Here is a 26,144-nt window from a genome sequence, read left to right as displayed (position 1 = left end):
CCCCCCACGGTGGCCCCCACGCCCAACCCCTACGAGGAGGAGGCGGAGGCCTTTATGGAGACCTTCTCCCAGGACCACCCCGGCTATGAGCTGCTGGACTACGCCGTGGGCAGCCCGGACACCGCCCCCATCCATGCGGCTGTCATCGCCAAAGACACCGAGAGCGGCTCCTCCTCCACCCTGTTCCTTCTGGGTGACAACGGCGTGACCCAGCAGCTGGAGCTGGCCCAAGACTCCTACACCGTCTACCGGGAGGAGGACGGCATCACCCTGAAAGGAAATGTGGTCCACCTGTCCCTGGATCTGTCCATCCCAGCTGCTGCCTCCCTGTGGGAGATTCACGACTATGCCATCACCGTCACCCAGGACGAGAACGGCATCCAGAACACCAATCAGGACACCATCCGAAGCGAATAAGCAGAAAAATACCCCTGAGACTCGTTTGTGCGTCTCAGGGGTATTTTTTTCGGTTATTTGCCCGTCTGGCGCTTGATGACCTTCAAGCGCACAAACTCTTCCCGTTCCTTTTCCTCCAACGCCTCAGTGATGAAACGAATGGTGTTGTCCAGGTCGGGGATGACGATGTTTTTCAAGGCGTTGGCCCGCTTCTGGGCCTTCTTGATGGCCTGGGCCAGGCGGTAGATGGAGATCTCCACCTCCGCCATACGCCGGGTCAAGTCCTTGACCTTGGCAAACTGAATGTAAGCCTGGTCGAAGGCGGGGGACGTATAGGCAAAGCCATAGGTGGGGCTCAGGGGCGGGGTGTTGTCCGGGATGTGGGGCAGCTCCACCCCCATCACCGAGCGCCAGCGCACGTCCAGACTGTTGTCCGGCTCCACGCCCTCCGCGATGCGGTCGCACAGGCCCAGCTCGATGTTTGCCTTGGCCAGGGCGATATAGGCGGACTGGAAGACCTGGTCAATCTCCCGCTGGATGCGGGAGGCGTCCTCCATCAGTGTCATCATTTCACGGACCAGAATGTTCCGCTTCCGGTCCATCAGCTCATAGCCGGTGGTTGCCAGCGCCCGGGAGCGCTTGGCGGCCATGAGGTTACCCTTGGTGGGCAGAATGGCAGCCATTGGGCCACCCCCTTTCCGTCACATGTCCCATTACAGCTCGCCCAGGGACTCGAAGGCCCCTTCCTTGTAGTGCTCTTCCAGCTCCTTGTCGCTGATACGGTCCAGCTCGCCTTTGGGCAGGATGGACAGCAGGGCCCAGCCCAGCTCCAGGGTCTGCTCCAGGGTGCGGTCCTCCTGCTGGCCCTGGCGGACAAAGTACTGCTCGAAGGCCCGGCCAAAGCGCAGGTACTGCTGATCCAGGGGGGACAGCTCATCCTCGCCGATGACCGAGGCCAGGCTGCGGGCGTCCTGCACCTTGGAGTAGGAGGCAAACAGCTGGTTGGACAGGGCGGGGTGGTCGGCCCGGGTGTAGCCCTCACCGATGCCGTCCTTCATCAGACGGGACAGAGAGGACAGGATGTTGATGGGGGGATAGACCCCGGACTGGTCCATGTTCCGGTCCAGCACGATCTGGCCCTCGGTGATGTAGCCCGTCAGGTCGGGGATGGGGTGGGTGATGTCGTCGTTGGGCATGGTGAGAATGGGTACCTGGGTCACCGAGCCCTTCTTGCCCACGATCATGCCCGCCCGCTCGTAGAGGGAGGCCAAATCGGAGTACAGGTAGGCGGGGAAGCCCTTTCGGGAGGGAATCTCGCCCTTGGAGGAGGAGAACTCGCGCACGGCCTCGCAGTAGGAGGTCATGTCGGTCATCACCACCAGCACGTGATAGCCGTGGGTGAAGGCCAGATACTCGGCGGCGGTGAGGGCGCAGCGGGGGGTGAGGATACGCTCAATGATGGGGTCGGAGGCCAGGTTCAGGAACATGGCCACCCGGGGCAGGGCCCCGGACTCCTCAAAGTTGCGGCGGAAGAACTCGGCCACGTCGTTTTTCACGCCCATGGCGGCAAACACGATGGCGAACTCCCCGTCGTCCCCGGCCACGTGGGCCTGGCGCACCATCTGGGCGGCCAGCTCGTTGTGGGCCATACCAGCGCCGGAGAAGATGGGCAGCTTCTGGCCACGAATCAGGGTAGACGTGCCGTCGATGGCGGACACGCCGGTGTAGATGCAGCTGCGGGGGTACTGGCGGCTCACCGGGTTGATGGCGGAGCCGTTGATGTTGCGCCGCTCGTCGGGGTACAGCTCGCCCAGGCCGTCAATGGGGCGGCCCGCGCCGTCAAAGACACGGCCCAGCATCTCCTTGGACAGGGCAATGTCCATGGGCTTTCCGGTGAAGTGGGTGGAGGTGTTCTCCAGAGAGATGCCACGGGTGCCCTCAAACACCTGGAGCACCGCCCGGTCGCCCTCGATGAGAATGACACGGCCATAGCGGCGGGAGCCGTCGGCCATCACCAGCTCGGCCATCTCGTCGTAAGACACGCCGGAGACCCCTTCCAGGGCCACCAGGGAGCCGTTCAGGTCAGATAGTCCGGTATATTCCAATCTCATGGCAGTCACCTCAGCTATTGGCAGTGTTGACCTGCTCCAGGGCTTTGTCGATCATGGCGGCGTAGTCGTCGAACTTGGACAGGTCTTCGTTGGGAATCTCGTACTTCATCTTCACCACCGTGTCGAAGATGCCGGTGGCGGTGTACTGGGACAGGGGGATGGAGCGATCAATGCCCTCCTTCACCCCGTCGTAGAGCCGCAGAATGGTCTGCATCATCAGCAGCTGCTTTTTCAGGGGCACGTAGGTGTCCACCGGGTTGTAGGAGTTCTGCTGGAGGAAGCCCAGGCGGATGAGGCGGGCGGTCTCCATGATGAGCTTCTGGTTTTCAGGGAGAATGTCCGAGCCAATGAGCTTGACGATCTCCATGAGCTGGCTCTCCTCCCGCAGCAGGTTGGCAATGCGCTGACGGCAGGGGGCGAAGTCCGGGGAGACGTTCTCACTGTACCAGTCCTTAAAATCCACAGTGTACTCCGAGTAGGAGTTGAGCCAGTTGATGGAGGGGAAGTGCCGGGCGTAGGCCAGGCTGCGGTCCAGGGCCCAGAAGCAGCGGACAAAGCGCTTGGTGTTCTGGGTCACCGGCTCGGAGAAGTCGCCGCCCTGGGGGGACACGGCGCCAATGACGGTGACGGAGCCCTCCTTGCCCTCCAGGGTCTCCACATAGCCCGCCCGCTCGTAGAACTCGGCCAGACGGGAGGCCAGGTAGGCGGGGAAGCCCTCTTCGGCGGGCATCTCCTCCAGGCGGCCGGAGATCTCACGGAGCGCCTCGGCCCAGCGGGAGGTGGAGTCGGCCATGAGGGCCACGTGGTAGCCCATGTCCCGGTAATACTCGGCAATGGTCATACCGGTGTACACCGAAGCCTCACGGGCGGCCACCGGCATATTGGACGTATTGGCAATCAAGATGGTACGGTTCATCAGGGGCAGCCCGGTGCGGGGGTCCTTCAGCTCGGAGAACTCCTCCAGGGCCTGGGTCATCTCGTTGCCACGCTCGCCGCAGCCTAAGTAGACGATGATGTCTGCGTCCGACCACTTGGCCAGCTGGTGCTGGGTCATGGTCTTGCCTGCGCCGAAGGGGCCGGGGATGGCGGCGGCGCCCCCCTTGCCGATGGGGAAGAGGGTGTCCAAAATCCGCTGACCCGTGATGAGGGGCCGGTGGATGGGCAGACGCTGGGCGATGGGCCGGGCGCCTCGGATGGTGCACCGGGTGGCCAGCTTCAGCTGAGTCACCTTACCCCGGGCATCGGTGACCTCCACCAGCACGTCCTCCACGGTGTAGGGGCCATTGGGCACCACCCGGGTGACGGTGCCGTTGAGTCCGGCGGGGGTGAGGCAGCGGTGGAGGATGGCGGAGGTCTCCTGGCACTGGGCGTAGAGGGTGCCGGGCTTGACGGGGTCTCCCTCTTTCACGGTGATCTCCACGTCCCATTTCTTTTCAAGGTCCAGGGCGGGGATGTTGACGCCTCGGCCCAGGAAGGGGCCGGAAATGGCCTCCAGGCTCTTCAAGGGGCGGGCGATGCCGTCGAAGATGTTGCCCAGCAGGCCGGGGCCCAGCATCAGGGCCATGGGGGACCCGGTGGTGGTGACCGGCTGGCCGGGGGCCAGTCCGGCGGTGTCCTCGTACACCTGCACAGTGGTCATATCCCCTTCCACGCCCACCACTTCACCGATGAGCTGCTGGTCGCCGGCAAACACCATGTCCATCATGGCCAGGCCTTTGCCGCCCACCACCTTTACCACAGGGCCGTTGACACTGTAAATGCGATATTCACTCATTCCACTTCCCCCTCCTTACATCTCGTCCAAGTCATCGGACAGGGACAGCCCGAAGGACTCGGCGAAGTGGCCGGCCAGCTCGTCCAGCCGGTTGTCGAAGGAGCAGTCCACCCGCAGCCCTAACTGGCTGCACTGGAGGATGAAGCCGCCCAGGGAGAAGCTCCCCTCCTGGCACTCCACCTTCACCGGGGCCAGGGCGGCGGAGAGCTTGGGGGCAAAGGACATGTCCTCCCCCCGCAGCTGCACCGTCACCGCCTGAGCCCCGGGCAGCTGCTCCATGGCACGGCGGAGCATCTGCACCATGTGGTCGTAGTAGTCAGGGGTGACGGTGAAGGTGCGGATGCGCTCACACACCTGCTCAAACACTTCCTGGGTGATCTCCTTGCGGCGCAGGTAAATCTGGCGCTTGCTGTCCATCAGGTGCCGGGACACCTCCCGGCCGGACTCCGCCCGGATGCGAGCGGCCTCCCGGTCGTAATAGGACCGGGCCGCGTCCTTGGCCTCAATTTTGGCCTCCGCCAGAGCGGCAGCCCGCTCCTCTTCCAATTCTTTCTTCATCTGCTCACTCTGCTGGGCGGCGTTGCGCACCACCTCTTCGGTGAAGTGAAGCAGCTTTTCGGTTTGTTCTGGCATGTTGAGATCCCTCCTTGTCATATGGGACTTGCCTGTCCAGTTAGAGCTTGACTCCAATGGCCTCCCGGATGTATCGGCCAATGGCATCGTGGTTGCGAGTTCCATGTCGGTCTGGAATCTCCACCACCAGGGGGGTGCGGCCACTCATCTTCCAATCCCCCAGCTGGTCGGCACACAGCTGGGCCAGGCTCTCGGTGATGAGCAGAATGCCCACCGTGTCGTCGGCCAGAGCCTTTTGAATGGCCTTCTCCGCCTCCTCTTTGCTGCGGGCTACCACGCCCTCCACTCCGGCCAGGCGCAGACCCACTTGGGTGTCCGTATTATCGGAGATGACAAAGTAACGCATGGGTGGTCTCCATTAGGATACGAAAAGGAGCACCAGGGCGATGATCAGGCCGTACAGAGCCACGCCTTCGGCCAGACCCACGAAGATCAGGGACTTACCGAACATGGAGTCGTTCTCGGAGATGGCGCCCAGAGCGGCGGAAGCGGAGGAGGACACGGCGATGCCGCCGCCGATGCCGGACAGGCCCACAGCCAGGCCGGCGCCGATGTACTTCAGACCAGTGGCCAGACCGTCCGCAGCGGCGCCAGTGGCAGCGGCAGCGTCAGGGGCGGCAGCGGAGGCCCCGGTGAGGCCCAGCACAGCGGTAATCACGAACAGGCCGCAGAACATGGCGATGTTGCCCAGCAGGGCGTGACGGGCGGAAGCGCCGGTGAGCTTCTTGACCGCGATGGTCACCAGGGGCAGGAACAGCATCAGGGAGCCCAGGATAAACAGGATAATTTTCATAATAATGACCTCCAATGTTTGTGTTTTTGAGATGGATTAAGAATTTTTCGCCGTATAGTCGATGATGCGGGGGCTATACTCCCGGCCGCTGTCCTGATAGAACCGGCCGAACAGCTCGTAGAATTCCAGACGCAGCACCTGGATGCCCACCAGCAGGCCCTCAAAGCCCATGACAAACAGGTTGCCCAGAATGAGGACGATGGGGTTGAGGTTGGCCCCTGCCATGGTGTGGATAACCAGCATCAGACACACGTGGGTGATGGCATAGGCGCCCACACGCAGGAAGGACAGGGTGTTGGTGAGGAAGGACAGCAGGGTCTCAAACAGCTCGAAGAAGCCGGAGACCAGCAGGCCGCCCAGGGATTCGGGCTTCCAATCCTCTTTTCCCTCCGCCAGTGCGGACAGGGGCTCCCGGAACAGGATGAGCACCAGGGGCAGCACCAGCACCGGCAGGACGTACCACACCCGGAACAGGCTGAACCCGGTGAGCAGGGTCACCATAGCGGCAATGATGAGGCCTAAATAGAACACCATCCCGGCCAGGCCGTTGGGGCCAAAGAACATCTTATCAAAGTCGTGCTGACGGATGCCGTTGAGCACATTGAGCACCATCACAAAGGCCAACATCACCACGCCCATGGCCAGAGAGGCCACCAGCAGGTACACCACATTGTTGCCCTCCAGGATCTTAAAGCCTGGGAGGATGTCCTCAAAGCCAAACACAGAGCCGTAGACAAATCCGAATATGGTGGAGGAGATGCCGCAGCAGACGATGATCTTCCCCAGCCACATGTGCTTTTTGGTGGCTAAAAACAGGCCGATGAGGGCCAGGCCAATGCCCTGCCCCACGTCTCCGAACATGATGCCGAAGAAGATGCAGTAGGTGATGGCCATAAAGGAGGACGGGTCATACTCGTGGTAGTTGGGCAGGCCGTACATCCGCAGGAAGGGCTCGAAAATCCGGCCCAACAGGGAATTTTTCAGCTTGGTGGGCGGGGTCAGCTCGGTCTCCTCCGCCTTATCCACCACATAGTCCAGCTTGCCATAGGCGTCCACCCGGGCCAAGAACTCGGGCAGATCGTCCTCGGGCACCCAGCCCATGAGGTAGAAGGTCTCTTTGGAGCGGGCACCGAAGCGGCGCATCTCCATGACCTGGTTTTCCCGGCACAGCCAGGACCGCAGGCTCAAGAGGTGGTCCTTCTGCTGCTGGGCCAGGTCCTGGCGCTGGGTTTTCAGCTGTCCCAGGGTCTGCTCGTCGTCCTCCATCTCGTGGCGCAGGGCCTCAATGGCCTCCTGAGCGGTGCCGCCCAGGCGCTCGTCCAGGGGCACAGGCACAAAGTGCATGGAGTCAAAGAGGGCGTCCACCTTCTCCTCCCGGGCCTTGAGGGCGAAGTAACAGCCGTACACTTGGTTGTTCTCCGTGTGGGTGGGGAAGAAGAAGCAGTCCTCTCGCTTGTCCAGCACCTCGGAGAAGGTGCGGTAGCTGTCCTCAGGCAGGTGCCCGAAGCGGAAGGACAGGTGGTCCATGTTGCGCAGGGTGTCCAGCTGCACCGAGATGCCAGCCAGCTTCTCCAGCTGGGACACGGAAGAGCGGTCGTCCGCCTCCTCCTGGCGCAGGGCCTCCTCCCACTGGTCCATCTGGTCCAGCTGCTGGGTGAGGTCATCCAGATATCTCTGGCCCTCTTCCAGGTCTGCCCCCTCGGCAAAGGGGCGGTATTCCGGCTCCAATTCCAGCCGGGTGAGCACTTCCTCTGCTTGCCGCAGCAGAGGCATCACCTGGTTGGGCATGTTCAGGGACCGCAGGTGGTTGTTGCGGTGCATCACCTGTAACACGCTCTCCGGGTGAAACGGTCGGTCCACGACACACTGGCGCACCACCGCTTCAAATTCCGGCAGCGGGCCTGTGACCGTGACAAACTTCATTGCTTGAACAGACATGTACTCCCTCCTCAGCGGTCCATCATGTCCAGTATGGACGGATTCAGGGCCATCTGGTATTTTGCCGCCTCCACCGCGGACACCACCGCTTTGAGCTCGATCTCTCGCAGGTTCATCAGCGCCACGGCGCTGTAAATGGAGGGTTTGCCCATCATCAGCTGGCGGCGGCTGGTGCGGTAAATGGTGGCGGTGTAGAGATAATTCAAGTCCTCCCCGCTATGCTGGTCAAAGATGCGGCCATAGGGGGTCTGCTGGGCCAGCTCCAGCACCGCCTCAGCGTTGGGGGCGGCGCACATGGCGTGAATCATCTGGGGCTTGAGCTTGTAGTGGTAGGGCAGCAGCACCGGCAGGTAGTTGTCCTCCTGGGGGAAATACCGCTTCATGCGCAAAATGTGCATGAGGTTGAGCATATCCACCTGACTTCCCACGGATTTCTCCATAATCCGGCGCACATCTCCGTCGTATTTCCGGCGGATGATGGACTGGAGCTTTTGGTAGTATACCCCGCTCAGCAGCGCCTCGGTGACGCCGTAGTCGGGCAGAGCACCGTCGGCGGAGCGCAGCCGCTCCAGGGCATCGTGGTAGATACTTCCCCGCGTGGCCTCCACCAGCCCGTCATAGGTGGTGCAGCGGCGCAGGGCCTGCACATCCACCCGGGTGTGGCTCATAAAGGCCGGGGGCAGCGGCTCCACTTCCTTATAAATACTGGCGTGGAGGTGGCGCAGAGCGGTGAGGATCTCGTCCATCCCCGCCCGCATAATGGGAAAGCCCATGACGGCCCGGTCCTTGTGGGGCACAAAGGCCATCAAGCTCAGGTACTCCCGGCGAATCTGCTCCCGCAGGGCGGTCTCCAGGGTGGCACGGGTCAAGAGAGCATCTTGGGGCAGATGCTCCGCTGCATGGCTCCACCCGGGCAGCTGGCGCAGCTCGGCCAGCACGTCGTCCACCGAGCGCATCCCGGCCAGATGCTCCAGGTCCTGCCGGGTGATGCGCTTGCCATAGATGGCCTTGGCCTTGGTGGCCAGGGCCTCATATCCGGCGCTCACGGAATGTCAACCGTCTGGTGGAACAACGTATGCACCCAGTTGTCCCCATACCGAGTGTACGCCCGCTCCATTTTGGCGTTTGCGTCATCCAAACGCACCTTCTGGGCAGCAATCAGCTGCTCTTTCTTCTCTTCCTCCTGGCTTTTCAACTCCTCCAGCCAGGCTTTGGCGCGATCCAGATACTTCTGTCGAATTGCAGCCTTTTCCTGCTCCAATTCTGCCTCGAAATTGGCTTTCTGGGTCTTTACCTCTTCCGCTACATCCCGGGCAGATCGTTCTGCTTCCAGAATTCGGTCAATTAGCATGGTATAGTCCATCCACACTGCCTCCTTCTTTCTAAATTGCACCATGAATTTGTATCAATTCACACAACTGCATATTATACCACTCCCCTCCCACCATGGGAAGCACCTTTTTACAAATCTTGCAAGAAACAAAATCCTGCTTTTTCCCGCCCCACAATGGGGATTGCATTGCACTATGGTAAAGTGTATAATACGTTTCAACCACATTTCTCCATACAACCCCCGGGTTGCAGGGAGAAAAAGCGGTGAAATAAGCAAAGGAGGACGTACCATGAAACAGCTGCTGCAACTTTTGGAAAATGATTGCACCCTCACCCCCGCCCAATTGGCATCTATGACCGGTTCTACCCAGGAGGACGTGGCAGCAGCCATTGCCGACTACGAGAAGAATCGTGTGATTCTGGGCTACAAGGCCATTGTGGACTGGGACCGTACCCACCGGGAGTCTGTCACCGCCCTCATTGAGGTGAAGGTCACCCCCCAGCGGGGCGACGGCTTCGACCGCATTGCCCAGCGCATTTACCAATATGATGAAGTGGAATCCCTCTTTTTGATGAGCGGTTCCTTCGACTTCACCGTCATCATCTCGGGGCGCACCTTGCAGGAGGTGGCCCGGTTCGTGGGTGAGAAGCTGGCCCCCATGGAGGGCGTCACCGGCACGGCCACCCACTTCATCCTGAAGAAATACAAAGAGAAGCACCTGATTTTCCCGGTGCAGGAGGAACAGGAAGAGAGGTTCGTATTGGAATGATGGATTATAAACAGATTTTAAGCCAGCGCATTCAGGAAGTGCCTCCCTCCGGCATTCGGAAATACTTTGACATCATGGCGGAGATGGACGACGCCATCTCCCTGGGCGTGGGAGAGCCGGACTTCCAGACCCCCTGGCACATCCGGGATGCGGGCATCTACTCCCTGGAAAAGGGCTTTACCAAGTATACCCCCAACGCCGGACTCTCCGACCTGCGCCGGGCCATCTGCCGCTATCTGAAGCGGCGGTTTGATTTGGACTATCAGCCCATCGGCCAGACCCTGGTCACCGTGGGCGGCAGTGAGGGCCTGGATTTGGCCTTCCGCTGTCTGCTGGAGCCGGGGGACGAGGTCATCATCCCCACCCCCTCCTTCGTGTGCTACGGGCCCCTGGTGTCCATGATTCACGGCGTGCCCGTGTACGTGGAGACCAAGGTGGAACATGAGTTCCGCCTCACCCCCGAGGAGCTGAAAGCCGCCATCACTCCCCGCACCAAGATTCTGGTGCTCCCCTTCCCCAACAACCCCACCGGCGGCATCATGCACCGGGAGGATTTGGAGGCTCTGGCGGAGGTGCTGCGGGGCACCAATATTATGGTGGTGTCCGACGAGATCTATGCCGAGCTCACCTATGGCCAGCACCACGTGTCCATGGCCAACATTCCCGACATGTACGAGCGCACCATTGTCATCAATGGCTTCTCCAAGGCATATTCTATGACCGGCTGGCGTATGGGGTACGTGTGCGGACCCAAGGAGCTCATCGCCGCCATGACCAAACTGCACCAGTACGGCATCATGTCCGCCCCCACCACCAGCCAATACGCCGCCATTGAGGCCATGGAGCACGGGGACCGGGACATTGAGACCATGAAGCAGGAGTACGACGGCCGCCGCCGTTTCCTGGTGGACGGCTTCCGCCAGTTGGGGCTGGATTGCTTCGAGCCCCGGGGGGCTTTCTACGTCTTCCCCTGCATCCGCTCCACCGGACTGTCCAGTGAGGAGTTCTGCGACCGTTTTCTGGAGCAGGAGCATGTAGCAGTCATCCCCGGCTCTGCCTTCGGACCCGGCGGCGAGGGCTTTGTGCGGGCCTGCTACGCCGCCTCCATGAAAAACCTCACCGAGGCCCTCACCCGCCTGGAGCGGTTCTTGGGCACCCTGTAACCATATATGAAAAAGGAGGAACCGGCTATGTACATCACCTGTCTGGATTTGGAGGGCGTGCTGGTCCCTGAGATCTGGATTGCCTTCGCCCAGGCCCGGGGCATCCCCGAACTGGAGCGCACCACCCGGGATGAACCGGACTACGACAAGCTGATGCGCTATCGCCTGGACATTCTGGCTCAGCACGGACTGAAACTGTCCGACATCCAGGAGACCATCGCCACCCTGGACCCTCTGCCCGGGGCCAAGGAGTTCCTGGACGCTCTGCGGGAGAAGACCCAGGTCATCATCCTCAGCGACACCTTCGAGCAGTTCGCCCAGCCCCTGATGAAAAAATTGGGCTGGCCCACCATCTTCTGCAACACCCTGGAGGTGGCCCCGGACGGCACCATCACCGGGCACCAGATGCGCTGTCCCCAGTCCAAGCTCACCACGGTGAAGGCCCTGCAATCGGCGGGCTTTACCACCATCGCCGCTGGGGACAGCTACAACGACCTGGGCATGATCGGGGCCAGCAAGGCCGGGTTCCTCTTCAAGAGCACCCCCGCCATCCAGGCCGAACACCCGGAGGTGCCCGCCCTGGAGGAGTACCATGAGCTGCTGGAGGCCATTGAGGCCGCCATGGACTAAGGCTGGAGGGTGCACATGGAAAAACAAGCCTATGCCAAGCTGAATCTGTCCCTGGACATTCTCCGCCGCCGGGAAGATGGCTTCCACGACTTGCAGATGGTGATGGTGTCCATCGACCTCACCGACACCCTCACTCTCACCCCCGGTGAGGGGAGTATGTCCACCAACCTGTCCTTTCTACCCTCCGACGGCAGCAATCTGGCCCAAAAAGCCGCCGCTGCCTTCCGCTCTGCCACCGGGCAGGGGGAGGTGCTGGACATCCACATTGACAAGCACATCCCTGTGTGTGCGGGCATGGCGGGGGGCAGCTCTGACGCCGCCGCCGTGCTGCGGGCCATGAATGAGATGTACCACACCAATCTGTCCCCTCTGGAACTGGCGGACATTGGAGCCACCGTGGGTTCCGACGTGCCCTACTGCGTGGTGGGGGGCACTGCCCTGGTGGAGGGCCGAGGGGAGCGGGTCACCCCCATCTCCCCCCTGCCTCCCTGCTATATCGTGGTGTGCAAGCCCCCCTTCCCCATCTCCACCCCCCAGTTGTTTGGCCGGGTGAATGTGAAGAAGATCACCTGCCGCCCCGACACCCAGGGACTGGTGAAGGCCCTGGAGGCGGGAGACTTGCAGGGGGTGGCACGGCGGCTGTACAACGTCTTTGAGGACGTGCTGGAGCCCCGCCACCGCCAGACGGTGGACGAGATCAAGTCCACCCTCATTGAGTACGGCGCTCTGGGGGCTGTCATGTCGGGCAGCGGCCCCACTGTGTTTGGGCTCTACCAGGACGAGGGCACCGCCCGCAAGGCCGCCCAGGTGCTGGGGGGGCAGTACAAAGACGTATTTGTGTGCCAGCCCTGCTGAGAACACCGTAGGGGCCGGGCTTGTCCGGCCCGCAAGCAGCCGGACATTGCCCTGTGATATTCGGGAGGGGCAAGCCCCTCCCCTACGGATCAACTTAAAAAATGCTTGCATTTTTTGGACTAAACAATAAAAACACCGTCCATACTGTAAGAGACTTCAATCTCTTACTTAGGACGGTGTTTTTTATGTATACCCATCGTTTGTACCGCTGGGAAGCGGCCCTTCTCATGGCCTTCGCCATCCTCCTCACCATCGGCATGTGGGCCAGCGTCACCCAGAGCGCCCTGGCCGACGAGGTGCTGCGCCTCCACGTGGTGGCCAACTCGGACAGCGACGCCGATCAGGCGGTGAAGCTCCAGGTGCGGGACGCCATTCTCTCCGCCGCCACCCCCTATCTGGATGGGGTGCAGGGTCAGCAGCAAGCCCAGCAGGCCCTGGAGCCCCATTTGGAAGAACTGGCTCAGGCGGGGGCACAGGTACTCCGTGAAGCGGGGATGGACTACCCCATCACTGTGTCCATCCAGGACGTGTGGTTCCCCACCCGGGAGTACACCGACTTCGCGCTGCCCGCCGGGACCTACCGCTCCCTCCAGGTGATTCTGGGGGACGGGGTAGGCCACAACTGGTGGTGCGTGGTGTACCCCCCTCTGTGTGTGGGGTCGGTGAGTGAGGAGAGCGTGGAGACCTCCGCCTCCGGGGTCCTCAGTGAGGACCAGATCTCCCTCATCTCCGGCCAGGACGGGGAATATGTGCTGCGCTTCAAGGTCTTAGAGTGGTGGGACAGCCTGGTGCAGAAGTTTCAGGGGTAACCCTTAGAATACAGGTACCACAGCGCCCTGATAGGTCTCCTCCATGTACTCCTTGACCTCGTCGGACTTGAGGGCCTTCACCAGAGCCTGGATGGCCTCATCGTTCTCCCGGCCCTCTTTCACCGCCAGGACGTTGACATAGGCGGTAGCGGCAGCACCGTCGGCGGACTCAATGGCCAGGGCGTCGGACACCTTCAGTCCAGCCCCGATGGCATAGTTGCCGTTGATGACCGCCAGGTCCACGTCCGCCAGACGGGAGGGAATCTGGGCGGCCTCCAGCTCCACGATCTCCAGGTTCTTGGGGTTGTCCACAATGTCCAGGATGGTGGCGTTGATGCCGGCGTCCTTGTTCAGGGTGATGAGCCCCTCCTGCTCCAGCAGCAGCAGAGCCCGGGCCTCGTTGGTGGCGTCGTTGGGCACGGCGATTTGAGCGCCGTCGGGCAGAGCGTCAATGGAAGCGGTCTTGCCCGCGTACAGGCCGAAGGGCTCGTAGTGGATCTCGGCCACGCTCACCAGGTGGGTGCCGTTGCTGGCATTGAAGTCGTTCATGTAGGTGATGTGCTGGAAGTAGTTGGCGTCAATGGAGCCGTCCTCCACCGCCTCGTTGGGCATGATGTAGTCGTTGAAGGTCTTGATCTCCAGGGTGTATCCCTCTTCGGCCATGATGTCCTTGGCCACCTCCAAAATGCCGGCGTGGGGAGTGGGGGAAGCGCCCACCACCACGGTCTTGTCGTCTTTCTTGCCGCCGCAGCCAGCCAGCAGGGACAGAGTGGCCGCACAGGCCAGGGTCAGAGCTAAAATCTTCTTTTTCATAAAAACCTCTCCTTTTTCGATACATAAAACAAAAACGCCCTTAACAGAAATCCAATTCTGTCAAGGACGAGAGCCTTCGCTTCGTGGTACCACCTTGGTTCACGACCCCCTCACGGAACGTCGCCTTAGAGAGTGCGGGAGGGTCAGCTACTACCATCCGATACTCCTGTGCGATGACGGGCACTCCCGTCGCAGCCTATGCAAGGGCCCTTGCAGTCGGTGCGCAGCTCCGAGACCATGTTCACCGTGACCTTCCGTACCCGTTTGCAGCTACCCGGGCTCTCTGTGCCGTATCTTCACGCCTACTCTTCTCTTCATTGCCTTTGTGAAACCGTATTTTGTTTTACTGGGCAAAAGTATAACCTCCTCCACCCCAGTTGTCAACCAGCGCATTGCACAAAACATAAACCGAGAGAGCGTTTCGCCCTCTCGGTTTTACACACATTATTGGAGTCCGGCCTTCTCGCCCCGGTGTGCTTTCCGGGCAGACTTGCCTCGCTTGTTGGTGACCCGGCGGTCCAGAGCCACAGCGAAATGGGTGCCCAGGGACTGGAACACCTGGACCATGACCACCAAAATCACCACGGACACATAGAGGATGAAATACATCTTGCGCTGGTAGCCGTAGTTGATGGCCAGGCTGCCCAGACCGCCGCCGCCGATGGCGCCGGACATGGCGCCATAGCTCAAAATGGTGATAAAGGCGGTGGTGAAGCCGATGAGGAGGGAGGGCAGGGCCTCCGGCAGCATCACCTTGCGGATGATCTGCATGGGGGTGCAGCCCATGGCCTGGGCGGCCTCCAGAATGCCCTTGTCGGTCTCCCGCAGGGAGGCCTCCACCAGGCGTGCCACAAAGGGGAAGGCGGCACAGATCAGGGGGATGATAGAGGCGGTGGTGCCCACCGAAGTGCCCAGAATCATCCGGGACAGGGGGATGACCATAACCATGAGGATGAGGAAGGGCACGGAGCGCAGGAGGTTTACCACGGTGTTGAGCACCTTCATCAGCCAGCCGGGCAGGGGGCGCACGCCGCCCTTCTCCCCGGTGACCAGAATCACGCCCAGGGGCAGGCCGATGACGTAGGAGAAGAAGGTGGCCACGATGGTGGAGTAGATGGTCTCCCAGATGGCGGTGCCCAGCTCCATTTGCAGATACATGAGCTGTTGGCTCAGGGGTGTGTTGCCGAACAGGGTTCCAAACAGTTCATCCATGATAGTCGTGCACCTCCTCCATGGTCACATTGGGTTGATTCTTGATGTACTGGATGGCCCGCTCCCGCTCCTCTGCGTTTTCCGGCAGGCCCAACAGCATGGTGCCGAAGGCCTTACCGTCCACGTTGCGGGTGTCGGCGCCCAGGATATTCACCTTCACCTGGCAGTCCATGGCCAGGGAGGCAATCAGCGGCTCGTAGGAGGAGCTTCCGTTGAAGGCGATGCGGATGACGTTGGCCGCAGGCAGCTGGTCAAGGATGACCCCGTCGGGGTACACCAGACGGCGGCCCGCCTCGGTCTTGGGGTTGGAGAAGGTCTCCTCCACCGTCCCCGTCTCCTGAAGCACGCCGTGGTCCAGAATGGCCACATGGGAACAGATCTCCTCGATGACCCCCATCTCGTGGGTGATGATGACCACGGTGATACCCAGACGGCGGTTGATGTCCTGGATGAGGCGCAAAATGTCCCGGGTGGTCTTGGGGTCCAGGGCGGAGGTGGCCTCGTCACACAGCAGAATTTTGGGGTCGGAGGCCAGAGCCCGGGCAATGGCAATGCGCTGCTTCTGGCCGCCGGAGAGCTGGGCGGGGTAGGCATCTGCCTTGTCCGGCAGGCCCACAATCTCCAGCAGCTCTTTCGCCTTTTTCTTCACCTCAGGCCCCTTCTTCCCCGCAATCTCCATGGGGAAGCAGATGTTGTCCAGGCAGGTGCGCTGCATGAGCAGGTTGAAGTGCTGGAAAATCATGCTGATGGACCGACGGCGGCGGGTCAGCTCCTTGGTGGACATGGCACACAGGTCCTCCCCGTCAATGACCACCTGTCCCTCGCTGGGACGCTCCAGCAGGTTCAGGCAGCGCACCAGAGTGGACTTGCCCGCTCCGCTCATGCCCACGATGCCGAAGATATCCCCGTCTCCAATGGTCAGGGACACATCGTTCAGGGCGGTGAACGCTCCTTCGGCGGTGGGGAAGCGTTTTGTGATATGTTTTAACTCAATCATAGGATCTTCTCCCTTTGTTTTCAAACAGTGGTTTGATTCTATGACAATTTTCCTACTGTGTCAATAGGGCATACATCCCATTGTCTCCTCCTCTGCTTTAGAAGTCTCTACTTCTCCGATTTCTCCGGCGCAAACCTGCGTCCCAGCCGGGGACGCTGGCGCTGGGGTGACTTTTGTTCGGGCAAAAGTCACCAAAACCCGCCTAGGGCGTTCCCCCCTAGGTACCTCCCTTGGGGTACGAGGCTGTCAATGCGTCAAGCTGGTGTTCGGCCCGTCACCCTTGCTGTGGCCCCTGTCTCTGCCACCACACCAAGCCACCATGGCAACTGGCCCTATGACTGGGTGGTTTCCACCTCCGGGCCTACTCTGGAGAAGCGGCGTTCCCGCCGCCGGGAGCCAAACCTCCGGCAACTGGGAACAGTTGCACACCAGGGTAAGGCCCTGGCGGTAGAAGCATAATGTTCCACAACAAGCAGGTGCATTCTGTGGAAATTCCATGCCATCTATGTGACCCCACCGGGCCAAGGGCCGAGCAGAGGAGGTTGCACACCCATCCAGTACCGCGGGGTGGATTCCACAAGGCGGGGGAAGGCCCCGCCTTTGGCGATTCTTTCCCCAATTTCTCATCGCTGAGAAATTGGGCCCAGCGGAGCGTCCCCGCCAAGATGGGGACATTCTCCTGAGAAATTGGAGAAGAGAAAGCCTTCCTGTTACTCTTGGCATGTTTCTCCCTGGAAAAAGGCATGCATGTATGGTATCATGACAAAAAAGGCGGGTGAAACTATGCAATCCATTCTCTTAGTGGAAGACGACAGACACATTGTGGACAACCTCACCGAGTATCTGGAGGGGGAGGGCTTCCGGGTGGGCTGCGCATCGGGTCAAGCCCTGGCCCTGGAGCGGCTGGAACAAGAGCGGTTCGACCTCATCCTGCTGGACATCTCCCTCTCCGACGGCAACGGCTTTGCGGTGTGCTCGGCGGTGAAGGCCCTATACCACCTTCCGGTGATTTTCCTCACCGCCTCCGGGGACGAGTACAGCACCGTCACCGGGTTCGAGGTGGGGGCGGACGACTACATCCCCAAGCCCTTCCGTCCCCGGGAACTGCTGATGCGCATCAAAAATGTGCTGCGGCGCACAGGCAGCGGCGGCGGGCTGGTGCGCCTGGGCCGTGTGGAAGTGGACACCGTGCGGGGCACCGCCACCAAGGACGGCCGGGACCTGAACCTGTCCGCTCTGGAGTATCGGCTTCTGCTGATGTTCCTCAACCACCCCGGGGCCGTGCTCACCCGAAGCCAGCTGCTGGAGGGCATCTGGGACATCGCCGGGGATTTTGTCAACGACAACACCCTGACGGTGTACATCAAGCGGCTGCGAGAGAAAATCGAGGACGACCCCCAAAGCCCCACCCTCATCAAAACGGTGCGGGGTCTGGGCTATAAGGCGGAAATGAGGTGAATCCCTTGGAGCACAAGACCATCACCCGGCTGCTGTATCTGGCCCTCACCGGGGCTGCCACCGGGTTCGGGTGGTACCTGGGCGGACTCCAGGGGCTGCTCCTTCTCCCCCTGTGCCTGGGCTTTTGGGGCTTGGCAGAGTGGAACGCCGCCCGCACCGACCGGGAACTGGCCCAGCTCTCCCAGACCCTCAACCGCATTCTCCACGGGGAGGAGCACCTGGGGGTGGAGGAATACAGCGAGGGAGAATTGGGCATTCTCCGCAGCGAAATTCACAAGATGACGGTGCGGCTGCGGGAGCAGCAGCAGGCCCTGCAAGCGGACAAGGTGTATCTGGCCAACTCCCTGGCCGACCTGTCCCACCAGCTGCGCACCCCCCTCACCTCCATGAATCTGGTGGCGGAGCTGCTGTACAAAGAGGACCTCACCCCCCAGCGGCGGGCCAAGCTGTGCCGGGAGCTCTATCAGCTGCTGAGCCAGATGGACTGGCTGGTGACCACCCTTCTCAAACTCTCTAAGCTGGAGGCGGGCACCATCCCCTTCCGCTCGGACACCGTCCCCCTGGAGGAGGTGGTGCGCCAAGCCGCCGCCCCCTTCCTCATCCCCATGGAGCTGCGGGAACAGACCTTCTCCGTGGACTGCTCCGGCTCCTTTATTGGAGATGTGCACTGGACGGCGGAAGGAGTTGGCAATCTCATCAAAAACGCCATGGAGCACACTCCCGCCGGGGGTTCTATTACCGTTCGTGGGCGGGAAAATGCCCTATTTAGTGAGCTGGTGGTGGAGGACACCGGGCCGGGGATTGACCCCCAGGACCTGCCCCACCTCTTTGAGCGGTTCTACCGTGGCTCTTCCCGCACGTCCCACGGCTTTGGCATCGGCCTGTCCCTGACCCAGCGCATTGTCACCGGACAGGGCGGCACCATCCAGGCCCGCAACCGCACCCCCCAGGGGGCACAATTCGTGTTACGCTTTTACAAGGGGACCGTCTGATGGGCGGTCCCTTTTGTGACGGATCTGTCACTTGAAAGTCACGGCCCTGTCACCTGGGTCTGATATCATAAAGCCACAATCCCAAAGGAGGAATGAACATGGAACTGCTTCGTGTGGAGCATTTGTGTAAAACCTACGGCACCGGGGAAAATCAGGTCAAGGCCCTGGATGACGTATCGTTTTCCGTAAACAGAGGGGAATTTGTGGCCATCATCGGCCCCTCCGGGTCGGGCAAGTCCACCCTGCTGCACCTGCTGGGGGGCGTGGACAAACCCACCAGCGGCAAGGTGTATGTGGACGGCTGCGACGTGTACGCCCAAAACGAGGAGAAGCTGGCCATCTTCCGCCGCCGTCAGGTGGGGCTCATCTACCAGTTTTACAACCTCATCCCCGTGCTGGACGTGGTGGAGAACATGACCCTCCCCGTCCAGCTGGATGGACAGAAGGTCAACCAAAAGCGGCTAGGCGAACTGCTGGACACCTTGGGTCTGCGGGGCCGGGAGCGGCACCTGCCCAATCAGCTCTCCGGCGGCCAGCAGCAGCGGGTGTCCATCGGTCGGGCGTTGATGAACGCCCCGGCGGTGGTGCTGGCCGACGAGCCCACCGGCAACCTGGACTCCAAAAACAGCCAGGAGATCGTGGAGCTGCTGCGGCTGTCCAACCGCACCTATCACCAGACCCTCATTGTCATCACCCACGATGAACAGCTGGCCCTCCAGGCCGACCGGGTGATCGCCATTGAGGACGGCAAAATCGTGCGGGACGAGGTGATCCGTCCATGAATGTGCTGCACAAGGTCACCCTCCAGGCCCTGAAGCAAAACCGCACCCGCACCATTGTCACCATCATCGGCATCATCCTGTCCACCGCCATGCTGTGCGCCGTGACCACCTTCACCACCAGCTTCCAGCAGTATTTGCTGGACGACAGTGTGTACTCCTCCGGCAGCTGGCATGTGGGCCAGACGGACGCCACGTACCGCCAGTATCAGCAGCTGTCCCAAGCCGACGGCGTGGCGGAAGCCGTCTATTTACAGCACCTGGGCTATGCCCAGGCAGAGGGTAGTTTCAACGAGTACAAACCCTATTTCTATGTACTGGGTCTGTCTGATACCGGGGCCGATCTGCTCCCCATCCATCTCACCCAGGGCCGCATGCCCACTTCCCCCGATGAAATCATCCTACCTCAGCACTTTTTTGACAACTCCACCCAGCGCTATCAGGTGGGAGATACCCTTACCCTGGACTTGGGACAGCGCATGTCCGAGGGTTTCGCCCTGGGGCAAAACAATCCGTTCAACCTTGACACCGAGGAGACTCTGGAGGCCACAGACACTCGTACCTACACCGTGGTAGGCATCTGTCAGCGGTTTGGAATGGAGGACTACTCCGCCCCAGGATATACCGCCTTCACCGTGGCCGACTCCAATCTGGCCGAGGATGCCACCTGTGACGTATACCTGGCCATGGAGGACATGACCCAGGCCTACGACTTCCAACAGGCCCACGATTTAGAGCAGGACAATCGCAACGTGCTGATGTACTCCGGCGTATCCAGATATGATACGTTTTATACGGTGCTTTACCGCCTGGCCGCCATTGTCATGGTCATCATCATTGCCGCCTCGGTGGTGCTCATCTACAACGCCTTTGCCATCTCGGTGTCCGAGCGCACCCGGCAGTTCGGCCTGCTCTCCTCTCTGGGCGCCACCAAAAAACAGATGCGGAACATGGTGCGCTTTGAGGCCCTGGCCCTCAGCGCCATTGGCGTCCCCCTGGGTATCCTGTCCGGCATCCTGGGCATTGGGGTTACCCTCCACTTTGTGGGAAAACTCTTTGCTTTCTCCAGCACCCAAGGGGGAGTGGCCATGGAGCTGCATGTGTCCTGGGTGGGCGTTCTGGTGGCGGTGGTTCTGGGTGTAGCCACGGTGCTGCTCTCCGCCTGGATCCCCTCCCGTCGAGCCACCAAAGTCTCCGCCATGGAGGCCATCCGCCAGTCCCAGGACATCCACAGCACGAAAAAACTGGTACGTCCTTCCCTGCTGACCCGGAAGCTGTTCGGCCTGCCCGGAGTGCTGGGGGTGAAGTACTACAAGCGCAGCGCTAAAAAGTATCGCACCACCGTGTTCAGTCTCTTCCTCAGCGTAGTGCTCTTTGTCTCCGCCTCCTCCTTCTCCTCCTCCCTGGCCAAATCCGTGGGCGGGGCCTTCGGCGGGGACACCTACGACCTGTCGTTTCCCTTTTACACCGAGGACACCGACCTATCCCCCGACACCCTGCTGGACCAGCTGCGGGGGTTGGACAGCGTGGACGACTCCGCCTATGTTCTGAGCTTCCAGCTCACCGGTGGCTTCCGCCCTGAGGATTTGAGCCAGGACATGCAAGCGCTGTCCACTCCGGTGGACGGGACGATTTACCAGCCCTTCGATCTGAGCTTTGTAGACGACGACACCTACCAGGCCCTGTGTGCAGCGCGGAAGCTGGACCCCGCCGCCACCTCCGGCATCGCCTTTGACGGCATCACGGAATTCGATTCTCAACAAGAGAAATACGTGTACCTGTACCAGCTGGAAGCCTCCTCCCTGTCCATGTCGGCCCTCACCTTTGACCAGGTGGCCAACCACTACCCCAGCCTCCCCACGGAAGGGCTGGACGGAACCGTCCAAGTGCCCTATATTGATGCGGATAACGGCACGCCCACCCTCTACCCGCTGGAGGATGTGGCCCACATCACACCCATAGAGGTGACCTTGGTGGAGAAAGAATGGCCCTATTTTCTCTCCAACGGGGGACTTGTGACGGTGCTCTATCCCATGTCCCAGCTGGAGGAGTTCCCCGTAGACCTCTCCCGGGGAAGCTATTACTTCTATATAATGGCCTCGGACCACCAACAGGCTGAGCAGGATATCAAGGACTTGCTGGGCAAGCAGCAACTGCGTCCCGGCAACCTGTTTAACAACGCCGAATATGACGAGTCCAACCGGAACCTCATCACCATCATCAATGTGTTCTCCTATGGGTTCATCGCCCTCATCTCCCTGGTGGCCATGACCAATGTGTTCAACACCATTTCCACCAACGTGATGCTGCGCACCCGGGACTTTGCCATGCTCCAGTCGGTGGGCATGACGGCGCGGGAGATGCGGCGGATGCTGGGCTTTGAGTGCATCCTCTACGGCACCCGGGCCTTGATTCTGGGCATTCCCGTGTCCATCTTCCTCAGCTACCTCATCTTTGACGCCATCGCCCAAGGCTATCCCCTCCCCTTCCAAGTGCCCTGGATTCCCCTGGGCATCGCCTGTCTGAGCGTGTTCCTGGTGGTGTTTGCCACCATGGCCTACGCCGCCCGAAAGGTTGGCAAGCAGCAGCTGGTGGAGGCGCTGAAAAACGAGAATTTGTAACCGATTTCTTGTATACAGAAGGATTGTACTCCTCCGATTTCTCAGACGGAAACCTGCGCCCCCGGTGGGGACGCTCCGCTGGGGTGACTTTCTGCCGCCAGAAAGTCACCAAAGGCCGCCAAAGGCGGGGCCTTCCCCCGCCTTGTGGAATCCACCTCGCCGGTACTGGTTGCAGCGTGCACCTTCCTCTTTTCGACCCTTGGACTGGTGGGGCCACATAGATGGCATGGCAATTCTATTGTAAGTTTCAACTTCTATGGCAAATAAACTTCTACCTTCAGGGCCTTACCATGGTGTGCAACTGTTCCCAGTTGCGGATAGCCTGGCTCCCGGCGGTGGGAACGCCGCTTCTCCAGGGTAGGCCCGGATAGGGAAATCACCCAGCCATAGGGCCAGTTGCCCAGGGGAACTTGGTGTGATGGCAGTAACAGAAGCCACAGCAAGGGTGACGGGCCGAATCGAGACTTGACGCAGGTCCAGCCTCGTACCCCAGGGAGGTCCTTAGGGGGGAACGCCCTAAGCGGGTTTTGGTTCCTTTTGACCGAGCAAAAGGAACCCCCAGCGGGAAGCGTCACCACCAGGCTGGCAAGCCGGAACCATGGGCGGTTAGAGCGTTCATTCCTCCACCTCATGGATATTAAATGAAGATTTACTCAAAATAAGGGCTGTCCCCCGTGGACAGCCCTTATTTTGTACGTATTCAGTTCTTAGCCAGAGGCAGGGTCACCGACACAGTGGTGCCAGAGCCCACCACGCTGGCCAGCTTGATCTGGCCCTGGTACAGGGCCACGATGTGCTTAACAATGGCCAGGCCCAGTCCCGTGCCGCCAGCGGCGCGGCTGCGGCCCTTATCCACCCGGTAGAACCGCTCAAAGACACGGCTCTGGCTCTCTTCTGGGATGCCGATGCCGGTGTCCGCCACCACAAAGCGGGCCATACCTTCTGCCACACCCACGGTGACGGTGACCCGTCCCCCCTTGCGGTTGTACTTGATGGCGTTCTCCACCAGGTTGATGGCCACTTCCTTGAAGCGGTCGGGGGCAATGCAGGCCACCACCTCGCCTCCGGTGACGTTGAGCTTCACCCCGGCCTTGTCCGCCTGGGGCTGGAGAATGGTCTGCACCTCCTGGGCAATGCTCTTCAGCGGGGCCCGCTCGGTGCCGGTGGCTCCCGCCACGGTCTCCAGCTCGGAGACGGTGAGAATGTCGTCCACCAGATTGGACAGCCGGTCCACCTCCACCGAAATCATGGTCAAAAACCGCTGTTGGTCCTCCGGCTTGGTGACCATCCCGGAGGAGAGCATGTCGGTAAAGCCCTTGATGGAAGTGAGGGGAGTTTTCAGCTCGTGGGTGACGTTGGCGGTGAACTCACTGCGTGCCGATTGCAAGGTCTCGTCCACCTGGCGCACGGCCACCTCGGCCTCCTCCACCGGCTTGGCGGTGGAGGCCGCCAGACGGCGGGCCAGCAGCAGAGCCAGCGCCAGAGACAGCACCGCAGCCGCCACAAGGCCCACAGCGGTCTGGGCCACCAGGGTGTCCACGGTGGACAGGGACATGGCCGCCCGTCCGATGTAGCCGTCGGTAAACACCCGGGCCACGTAAATGGTGTAGATGCCGGTGGTGGCGGAGCGGCGCACGTCCTCTCCCACCCCGTTTTCCTTGGCCTCCACCACCTCAGGACGGGTGGCGTGGTTCTCCCGGGACTCCTTGTCCGTATCGCCCAGCACGGTGCCGTCCGGGGAAATAATAGTCAGTCGCTTTTCCGGGGCCGCCTTGGTGAACTGCTCCAGCAGCTCCTCCGTCCAGGTCTCGTAGTTCTGGGCGTCCATGAGGGCCAGCAGCTCGGTGAGGTTTTCTCGGGCAGTGTCCATCTCCCGCTGGTGGAAGGTCCAGATACCCACCACCCCAGAGAGCAGCACCGACAGAGCGGCAATGAGGAAAATGGATATGGTCAGTTTCTTCTTCATCGGTTCTCACCCCATCTTATAGCCCACGGAGCGCACCGTGGTGATATAGCCCTCCCCCAGCTTCTGGCGCAGGGCTTTGATGTGCATGTCCACGGTGCGGGTCTCGCCGGTGAAGTCGTAGTTCCACACGGCGGCCAGAATCTCGTCCCGGGTGAGGACGGTGCCCCGGCGGCGCACCAGCAGGCACAGCAGTTCGAACTCCTTGTAGGTCAGGGCGATGTCCTCCCCGCCCCGGGTGACGGTGCGCCCGGCGGGGTCGATGACCAGGTCCCGGTAGCGAAGCATGGGGTCCCGATCGCCCACCCGGCGCATGACGGCATTGACCCGGGCTTGCAGCTCCATGACCCCGAAGGGCTTGGAGATGTAGTCGTCCGCCCCCAGGTCCAGGGCAGTGACCTTGTCCATCTCGGTCTGACGGGCGGTGAGCATGATGATGGGCATCTTGGCCGTGGCCTCCTCCCCTCTCAGACGGCGGACAATGTCCAACCCGTCCATGCCGGGGAGCATCACGTCCAGCAGCGCCAAGTCTGCCACGGGGGCGGCATCAAAGAAGTCCTCCCCGCTTTCAAAGGCCAACACCTCATGACCCATGGATTTGAAATAATACTCTAACATGGTGCGGATGGACTCGTCGTCCTCCACCACCGCAATACGAAGGGTCATGGTGCCTCTCTCCTTTTTTCTTACTGAATTTCTCCGGTGACACAGAAAATGGCCCAGTTGGCAATGTTCACGGCGTGATCGGCCACTCGCTCCAAGTACTTGCCGATGATAATCAGGTCCACCGAGCGGTCGGAGTGGTCGGCCCGGGAGGCAATGCGCTCCACCAGAATCTTCTTGAGCTGGACAAACAGGTCGTCCACCACGTCGTCCAGGTTGATGACCGCCCGGGCGGTGTTCTCGTCCCGGTCCACGTAGGCGGCAATGGCCTGGCGCACCATCAGCCCCGCCTGGCGGCTCATGGCCACGATCTCCTCGGGCACGTCGGGCTTGTCGCCGCTCTCGGCAATGAGCAGGGAGATCTCGGCGATGTTGGCGGCCTGGTCTCCAATGCGCTGCAGGTCGGTGACCATCTTCATGGCAGCGGAAATGGTGCGCAGGTCCCGGGCCACCGGCTGCTGGCGCATGAGCAGGGACATGCAGCGGTTCTCAATGTCCCGCTCCATCTGGTCCATGGTGTTGCGCATCGCGATGGTGGCCTTGGCTCCCTCCGCCTTGCCCTGGGTCAGGGAGGCGGTAACCAGGTCGATGGCGTCCTGGGTAGTGGTACCCATGGCGGTGAGCTCGTGGCTGAGCTCCACCAGCTCGGCATCAAATGTCTTTCTCATGCAGCGTCCCTCCTTAGCCGAATCGTCCGGTGATGTAGTCCTCGGTGCGCTTGTCCTTTGGCACGGAGAACAGCTTCTCGGTGTCGTCGGCCTCCACCAACTCGCCATGGAGGAAGAAGGCGCAGCGGTCGGACACACGGGTGGCCTGCTGCATGTTATGGGTCACGATTACTATTGTATACGATTTTTTCAATTCTGCAATCAGATCTTCGATCTTGGAAGTGGAGATGGGGTCCAGAGCGGAAGTGGCCTCGTCCATGAGCAGCACGTCGGGCTCCACGGCCAGGGCTCGGGCGATGCAGATACGCTGCTGCTGGCCGCCGGACAGGGACAGGGCGGACTTCTTCAAACGGTCCTTCACCTCGTCCCAGATGGCAGCGCCCCGCAGAGACTTCTCCACGATCTCATCCAGTTGCTTTTTGTTGCGGATGCCGTGGGTACGGGGGCCGTAGGCGATGTTGTCATAGATGGACATGGGGAAGGGGTTGGGCTTCTGGAACACCATGCCCACGTGACGGCGCAGCCAAGTCACATCCACCTGGGGGTCAAAGATGTTCTGGTCCCGGTAGAGCACCTTGCCCTCGATCTTCACCGTGGGCACCAGGTCGTTCATCCGGTCCAGGGTCTTGAGGAAGGTGGACTTGCCGCAGCCAGAAGGCCCGATGAGGGCGGTGACCTGGTTTTGGGGCATCTCCAGATTGATATCCTTCAGGGCATGGTTCTGGCCATACCACAGATTCAAATTCTCCGTTTTTAAAATGGCGTTCATGGGAG

The 26,144-nt window shown here is 61.0% G+C and carries 26 protein-coding genes; 10 read left to right on the top strand and 16 right to left on the bottom strand.

Annotation, left to right across the window (positions count from 1 at the left end):
• A partial coding sequence (locus tag B5F22_RS12305) for a hypothetical protein (protein WP_087392140.1) occupies positions 1-417 on the top strand: 417 nt, incomplete at its 5' end.
• A 53-nt stretch (positions 418-470) separates the two neighbouring features.
• Here the strand turns inward: B5F22_RS12305 and B5F22_RS07925 are convergent.
• Genes B5F22_RS07925 through B5F22_RS07885 form a run of 9 tightly spaced genes read right to left on the bottom strand, consistent with a single transcriptional unit; the run spans position 471 to position 9,008 of the window.
• Complete coding sequence (locus B5F22_RS07925; RefSeq protein WP_087232697.1) at positions 471-1,079, bottom strand: V-type ATP synthase subunit D; 609 nt, start codon at positions 1,077-1,079, stop codon at positions 471-473.
• A 30-nt stretch (positions 1,080-1,109) separates the two neighbouring features.
• Positions 1,110-2,507 (bottom strand): V-type ATP synthase subunit B, encoded by a 1,398-nt coding sequence (locus tag B5F22_RS07920; RefSeq protein WP_087392139.1) that lies wholly within the window; start codon positions 2,505-2,507, stop codon positions 1,110-1,112.
• 10 nt (positions 2,508-2,517) lie between these two features.
• Positions 2,518-4,281 carry a V-type ATP synthase subunit A gene (locus B5F22_RS07915; RefSeq protein WP_087392138.1) on the bottom strand — a complete coding sequence of 588 codons (1,764 nt, stop codon included), beginning with the start codon at positions 4,279-4,281 and terminating at the stop codon, positions 2,518-2,520.
• 15 nt (positions 4,282-4,296) lie between these two features.
• A complete protein-coding gene (locus B5F22_RS07910; protein ID WP_158096653.1) occupies positions 4,297-4,914 on the bottom strand; it encodes a V-type ATP synthase subunit E in 618 nt (205 codons plus the stop codon).
• 40 nt (positions 4,915-4,954) lie between these two features.
• Positions 4,955-5,260 carry a V-type ATP synthase subunit F gene (locus B5F22_RS07905; RefSeq protein WP_087232709.1) on the bottom strand — a complete coding sequence of 102 codons (306 nt, stop codon included), beginning with the start codon at positions 5,258-5,260 and terminating at the stop codon, positions 4,955-4,957.
• A gap of 12 nt (positions 5,261-5,272) precedes the next feature.
• On the bottom strand, positions 5,273-5,707 hold the full coding sequence (locus tag B5F22_RS07900) for an ATP synthase subunit C (protein ID WP_087232712.1): 435 nt from the start codon (positions 5,705-5,707) through the stop codon (positions 5,273-5,275).
• Between the two features lie 36 nt (positions 5,708-5,743).
• Positions 5,744-7,645, bottom strand: coding sequence for a V-type ATPase 116kDa subunit family protein (locus B5F22_RS07895; RefSeq protein WP_087392136.1), 1,902 nt, complete (start codon positions 7,643-7,645; stop codon positions 5,744-5,746).
• A gap of 11 nt (positions 7,646-7,656) precedes the next feature.
• On the bottom strand, positions 7,657-8,691 hold the full coding sequence (locus tag B5F22_RS07890) for a V-type ATPase subunit (protein ID WP_087392135.1): 1,035 nt from the start codon (positions 8,689-8,691) through the stop codon (positions 7,657-7,659).
• Positions 8,688-9,008 (bottom strand): hypothetical protein, encoded by a 321-nt coding sequence (locus tag B5F22_RS07885; RefSeq protein ID WP_087232722.1) that lies wholly within the window; start codon positions 9,006-9,008, stop codon positions 8,688-8,690. The genes B5F22_RS07890 and B5F22_RS07885 overlap by 4 nt, the downstream gene beginning before the upstream one ends.
• Positions 9,009-9,267: 259 nt before the next feature.
• Here B5F22_RS07885 and B5F22_RS07880 point away from each other — a divergent pair, with 259 nt between their 5' ends.
• From B5F22_RS07880 to spoIIR, 5 genes are all read left to right on the top strand, one after another.
• On the top strand, positions 9,268-9,747 hold the full coding sequence (locus B5F22_RS07880; RefSeq protein ID WP_087232725.1) for an Lrp/AsnC family transcriptional regulator: 480 nt from the start codon (positions 9,268-9,270) through the stop codon (positions 9,745-9,747).
• Positions 9,747-10,910, top strand: coding sequence for an aminotransferase class I/II-fold pyridoxal phosphate-dependent enzyme (locus tag B5F22_RS07875; protein WP_087392142.1), 1,164 nt, complete (start codon positions 9,747-9,749; stop codon positions 10,908-10,910). The genes B5F22_RS07880 and B5F22_RS07875 overlap by 1 nt, the downstream gene beginning before the upstream one ends.
• Before the next feature lie 27 nt (positions 10,911-10,937).
• Entirely contained in the window at positions 10,938-11,540 is a 603-nt protein-coding gene (gene thrH / locus B5F22_RS07870) for a bifunctional phosphoserine phosphatase/homoserine phosphotransferase ThrH (RefSeq protein WP_087392134.1), read from the top strand.
• 15 nt (positions 11,541-11,555) lie between these two features.
• Positions 11,556-12,395: a 4-(cytidine 5'-diphospho)-2-C-methyl-D-erythritol kinase gene (gene ispE, locus B5F22_RS07865; RefSeq protein ID WP_087392133.1), complete on the top strand. Its 840-nt coding sequence runs from the start codon at positions 11,556-11,558 to the stop codon at positions 12,393-12,395.
• 185 nt (positions 12,396-12,580) lie between these two features.
• Entirely contained in the window at positions 12,581-13,204 is a 624-nt protein-coding gene (gene spoIIR, locus B5F22_RS07860; RefSeq protein WP_087392132.1) for a stage II sporulation protein R, read from the top strand.
• 3 nt (positions 13,205-13,207) lie between these two features.
• Here the strand turns inward: spoIIR and B5F22_RS07855 are convergent, their stop codons facing one another.
• The 3 genes from B5F22_RS07855 to B5F22_RS07845 form a co-directional block, all read right to left on the bottom strand.
• Positions 13,208-14,017 carry a MetQ/NlpA family ABC transporter substrate-binding protein gene (locus B5F22_RS07855; RefSeq protein ID WP_087392131.1) on the bottom strand — a complete coding sequence of 270 codons (810 nt, stop codon included), beginning with the start codon at positions 14,015-14,017 and terminating at the stop codon, positions 13,208-13,210.
• A gap of 444 nt (positions 14,018-14,461) precedes the next feature.
• Entirely contained in the window at positions 14,462-15,163 is a 702-nt protein-coding gene (locus tag B5F22_RS07850; RefSeq protein WP_087232820.1) for a methionine ABC transporter permease, read from the bottom strand.
• Between the two features lie 58 nt (positions 15,164-15,221).
• Positions 15,222-16,226 (bottom strand): ATP-binding cassette domain-containing protein, encoded by a 1,005-nt coding sequence (locus B5F22_RS07845; RefSeq protein WP_087392130.1) that lies wholly within the window; start codon positions 16,224-16,226, stop codon positions 15,222-15,224.
• 783 nt (positions 16,227-17,009) lie between these two features.
• Between B5F22_RS07845 and B5F22_RS07840 the strand changes: the two genes are divergently transcribed.
• The 4 genes from B5F22_RS07840 (at position 17,010) to B5F22_RS07825 (ending at position 22,076) form a co-directional block, all read left to right on the top strand.
• Positions 17,010-17,684: a response regulator transcription factor gene (locus B5F22_RS07840; RefSeq protein ID WP_087392129.1), complete on the top strand. Its 675-nt coding sequence runs from the start codon at positions 17,010-17,012 to the stop codon at positions 17,682-17,684.
• Positions 17,681-18,676, top strand: a complete 996-nt coding sequence (locus B5F22_RS07835) for a HAMP domain-containing sensor histidine kinase (RefSeq protein WP_087392128.1) — start codon at positions 17,681-17,683, stop codon at positions 18,674-18,676. Before B5F22_RS07840 ends, B5F22_RS07835 begins: the two co-directional genes overlap by 4 nt.
• Positions 18,677-18,774: 98 nt before the next feature.
• Positions 18,775-19,458 carry an ABC transporter ATP-binding protein gene (locus B5F22_RS07830; protein WP_087392127.1) on the top strand — a complete coding sequence of 228 codons (684 nt, stop codon included), beginning with the start codon at positions 18,775-18,777 and terminating at the stop codon, positions 19,456-19,458.
• On the top strand, positions 19,455-22,076 hold the full coding sequence (locus B5F22_RS07825) for an ABC transporter permease (protein ID WP_087392126.1): 2,622 nt from the start codon (positions 19,455-19,457) through the stop codon (positions 22,074-22,076). The genes B5F22_RS07830 and B5F22_RS07825 overlap by 4 nt, the downstream gene beginning before the upstream one ends.
• A 700-nt stretch (positions 22,077-22,776) precedes the next feature.
• Here B5F22_RS07825 and B5F22_RS07820 read toward each other — a convergent pair.
• The 4 genes from B5F22_RS07820 to pstB are packed head-to-tail and all read right to left on the bottom strand — an operon-like array spanning position 22,777 to position 26,139.
• A complete protein-coding gene (locus B5F22_RS07820; protein ID WP_087371560.1) occupies positions 22,777-24,042 on the bottom strand; it encodes an ATP-binding protein in 1,266 nt (421 codons plus the stop codon).
• A gap of 6 nt (positions 24,043-24,048) precedes the next feature.
• A complete protein-coding gene (locus B5F22_RS07815) occupies positions 24,049-24,705 on the bottom strand; it encodes a response regulator transcription factor (RefSeq protein ID WP_087232758.1) in 657 nt (218 codons plus the stop codon).
• A gap of 20 nt (positions 24,706-24,725) precedes the next feature.
• Positions 24,726-25,370, bottom strand: coding sequence for a phosphate signaling complex protein PhoU (gene phoU / locus B5F22_RS07810; protein ID WP_087232761.1), 645 nt, complete (start codon positions 25,368-25,370; stop codon positions 24,726-24,728).
• Between the two features lie 13 nt (positions 25,371-25,383).
• A complete protein-coding gene (pstB, locus tag B5F22_RS07805; RefSeq protein WP_087392125.1) occupies positions 25,384-26,139 on the bottom strand; it encodes a phosphate ABC transporter ATP-binding protein PstB in 756 nt (251 codons plus the stop codon).
• Positions 26,140-26,144 lie beyond the last annotated feature (5 nt).

The organism is Pseudoflavonifractor sp. An187 (assembly GCF_002160275.1).
Classification (GTDB): Bacteria; Bacillota; Clostridia; order Oscillospirales; family Oscillospiraceae; genus Enterenecus; species Enterenecus faecium.
This window is presented reverse-complemented; position numbering and strand designations above follow the sequence as displayed.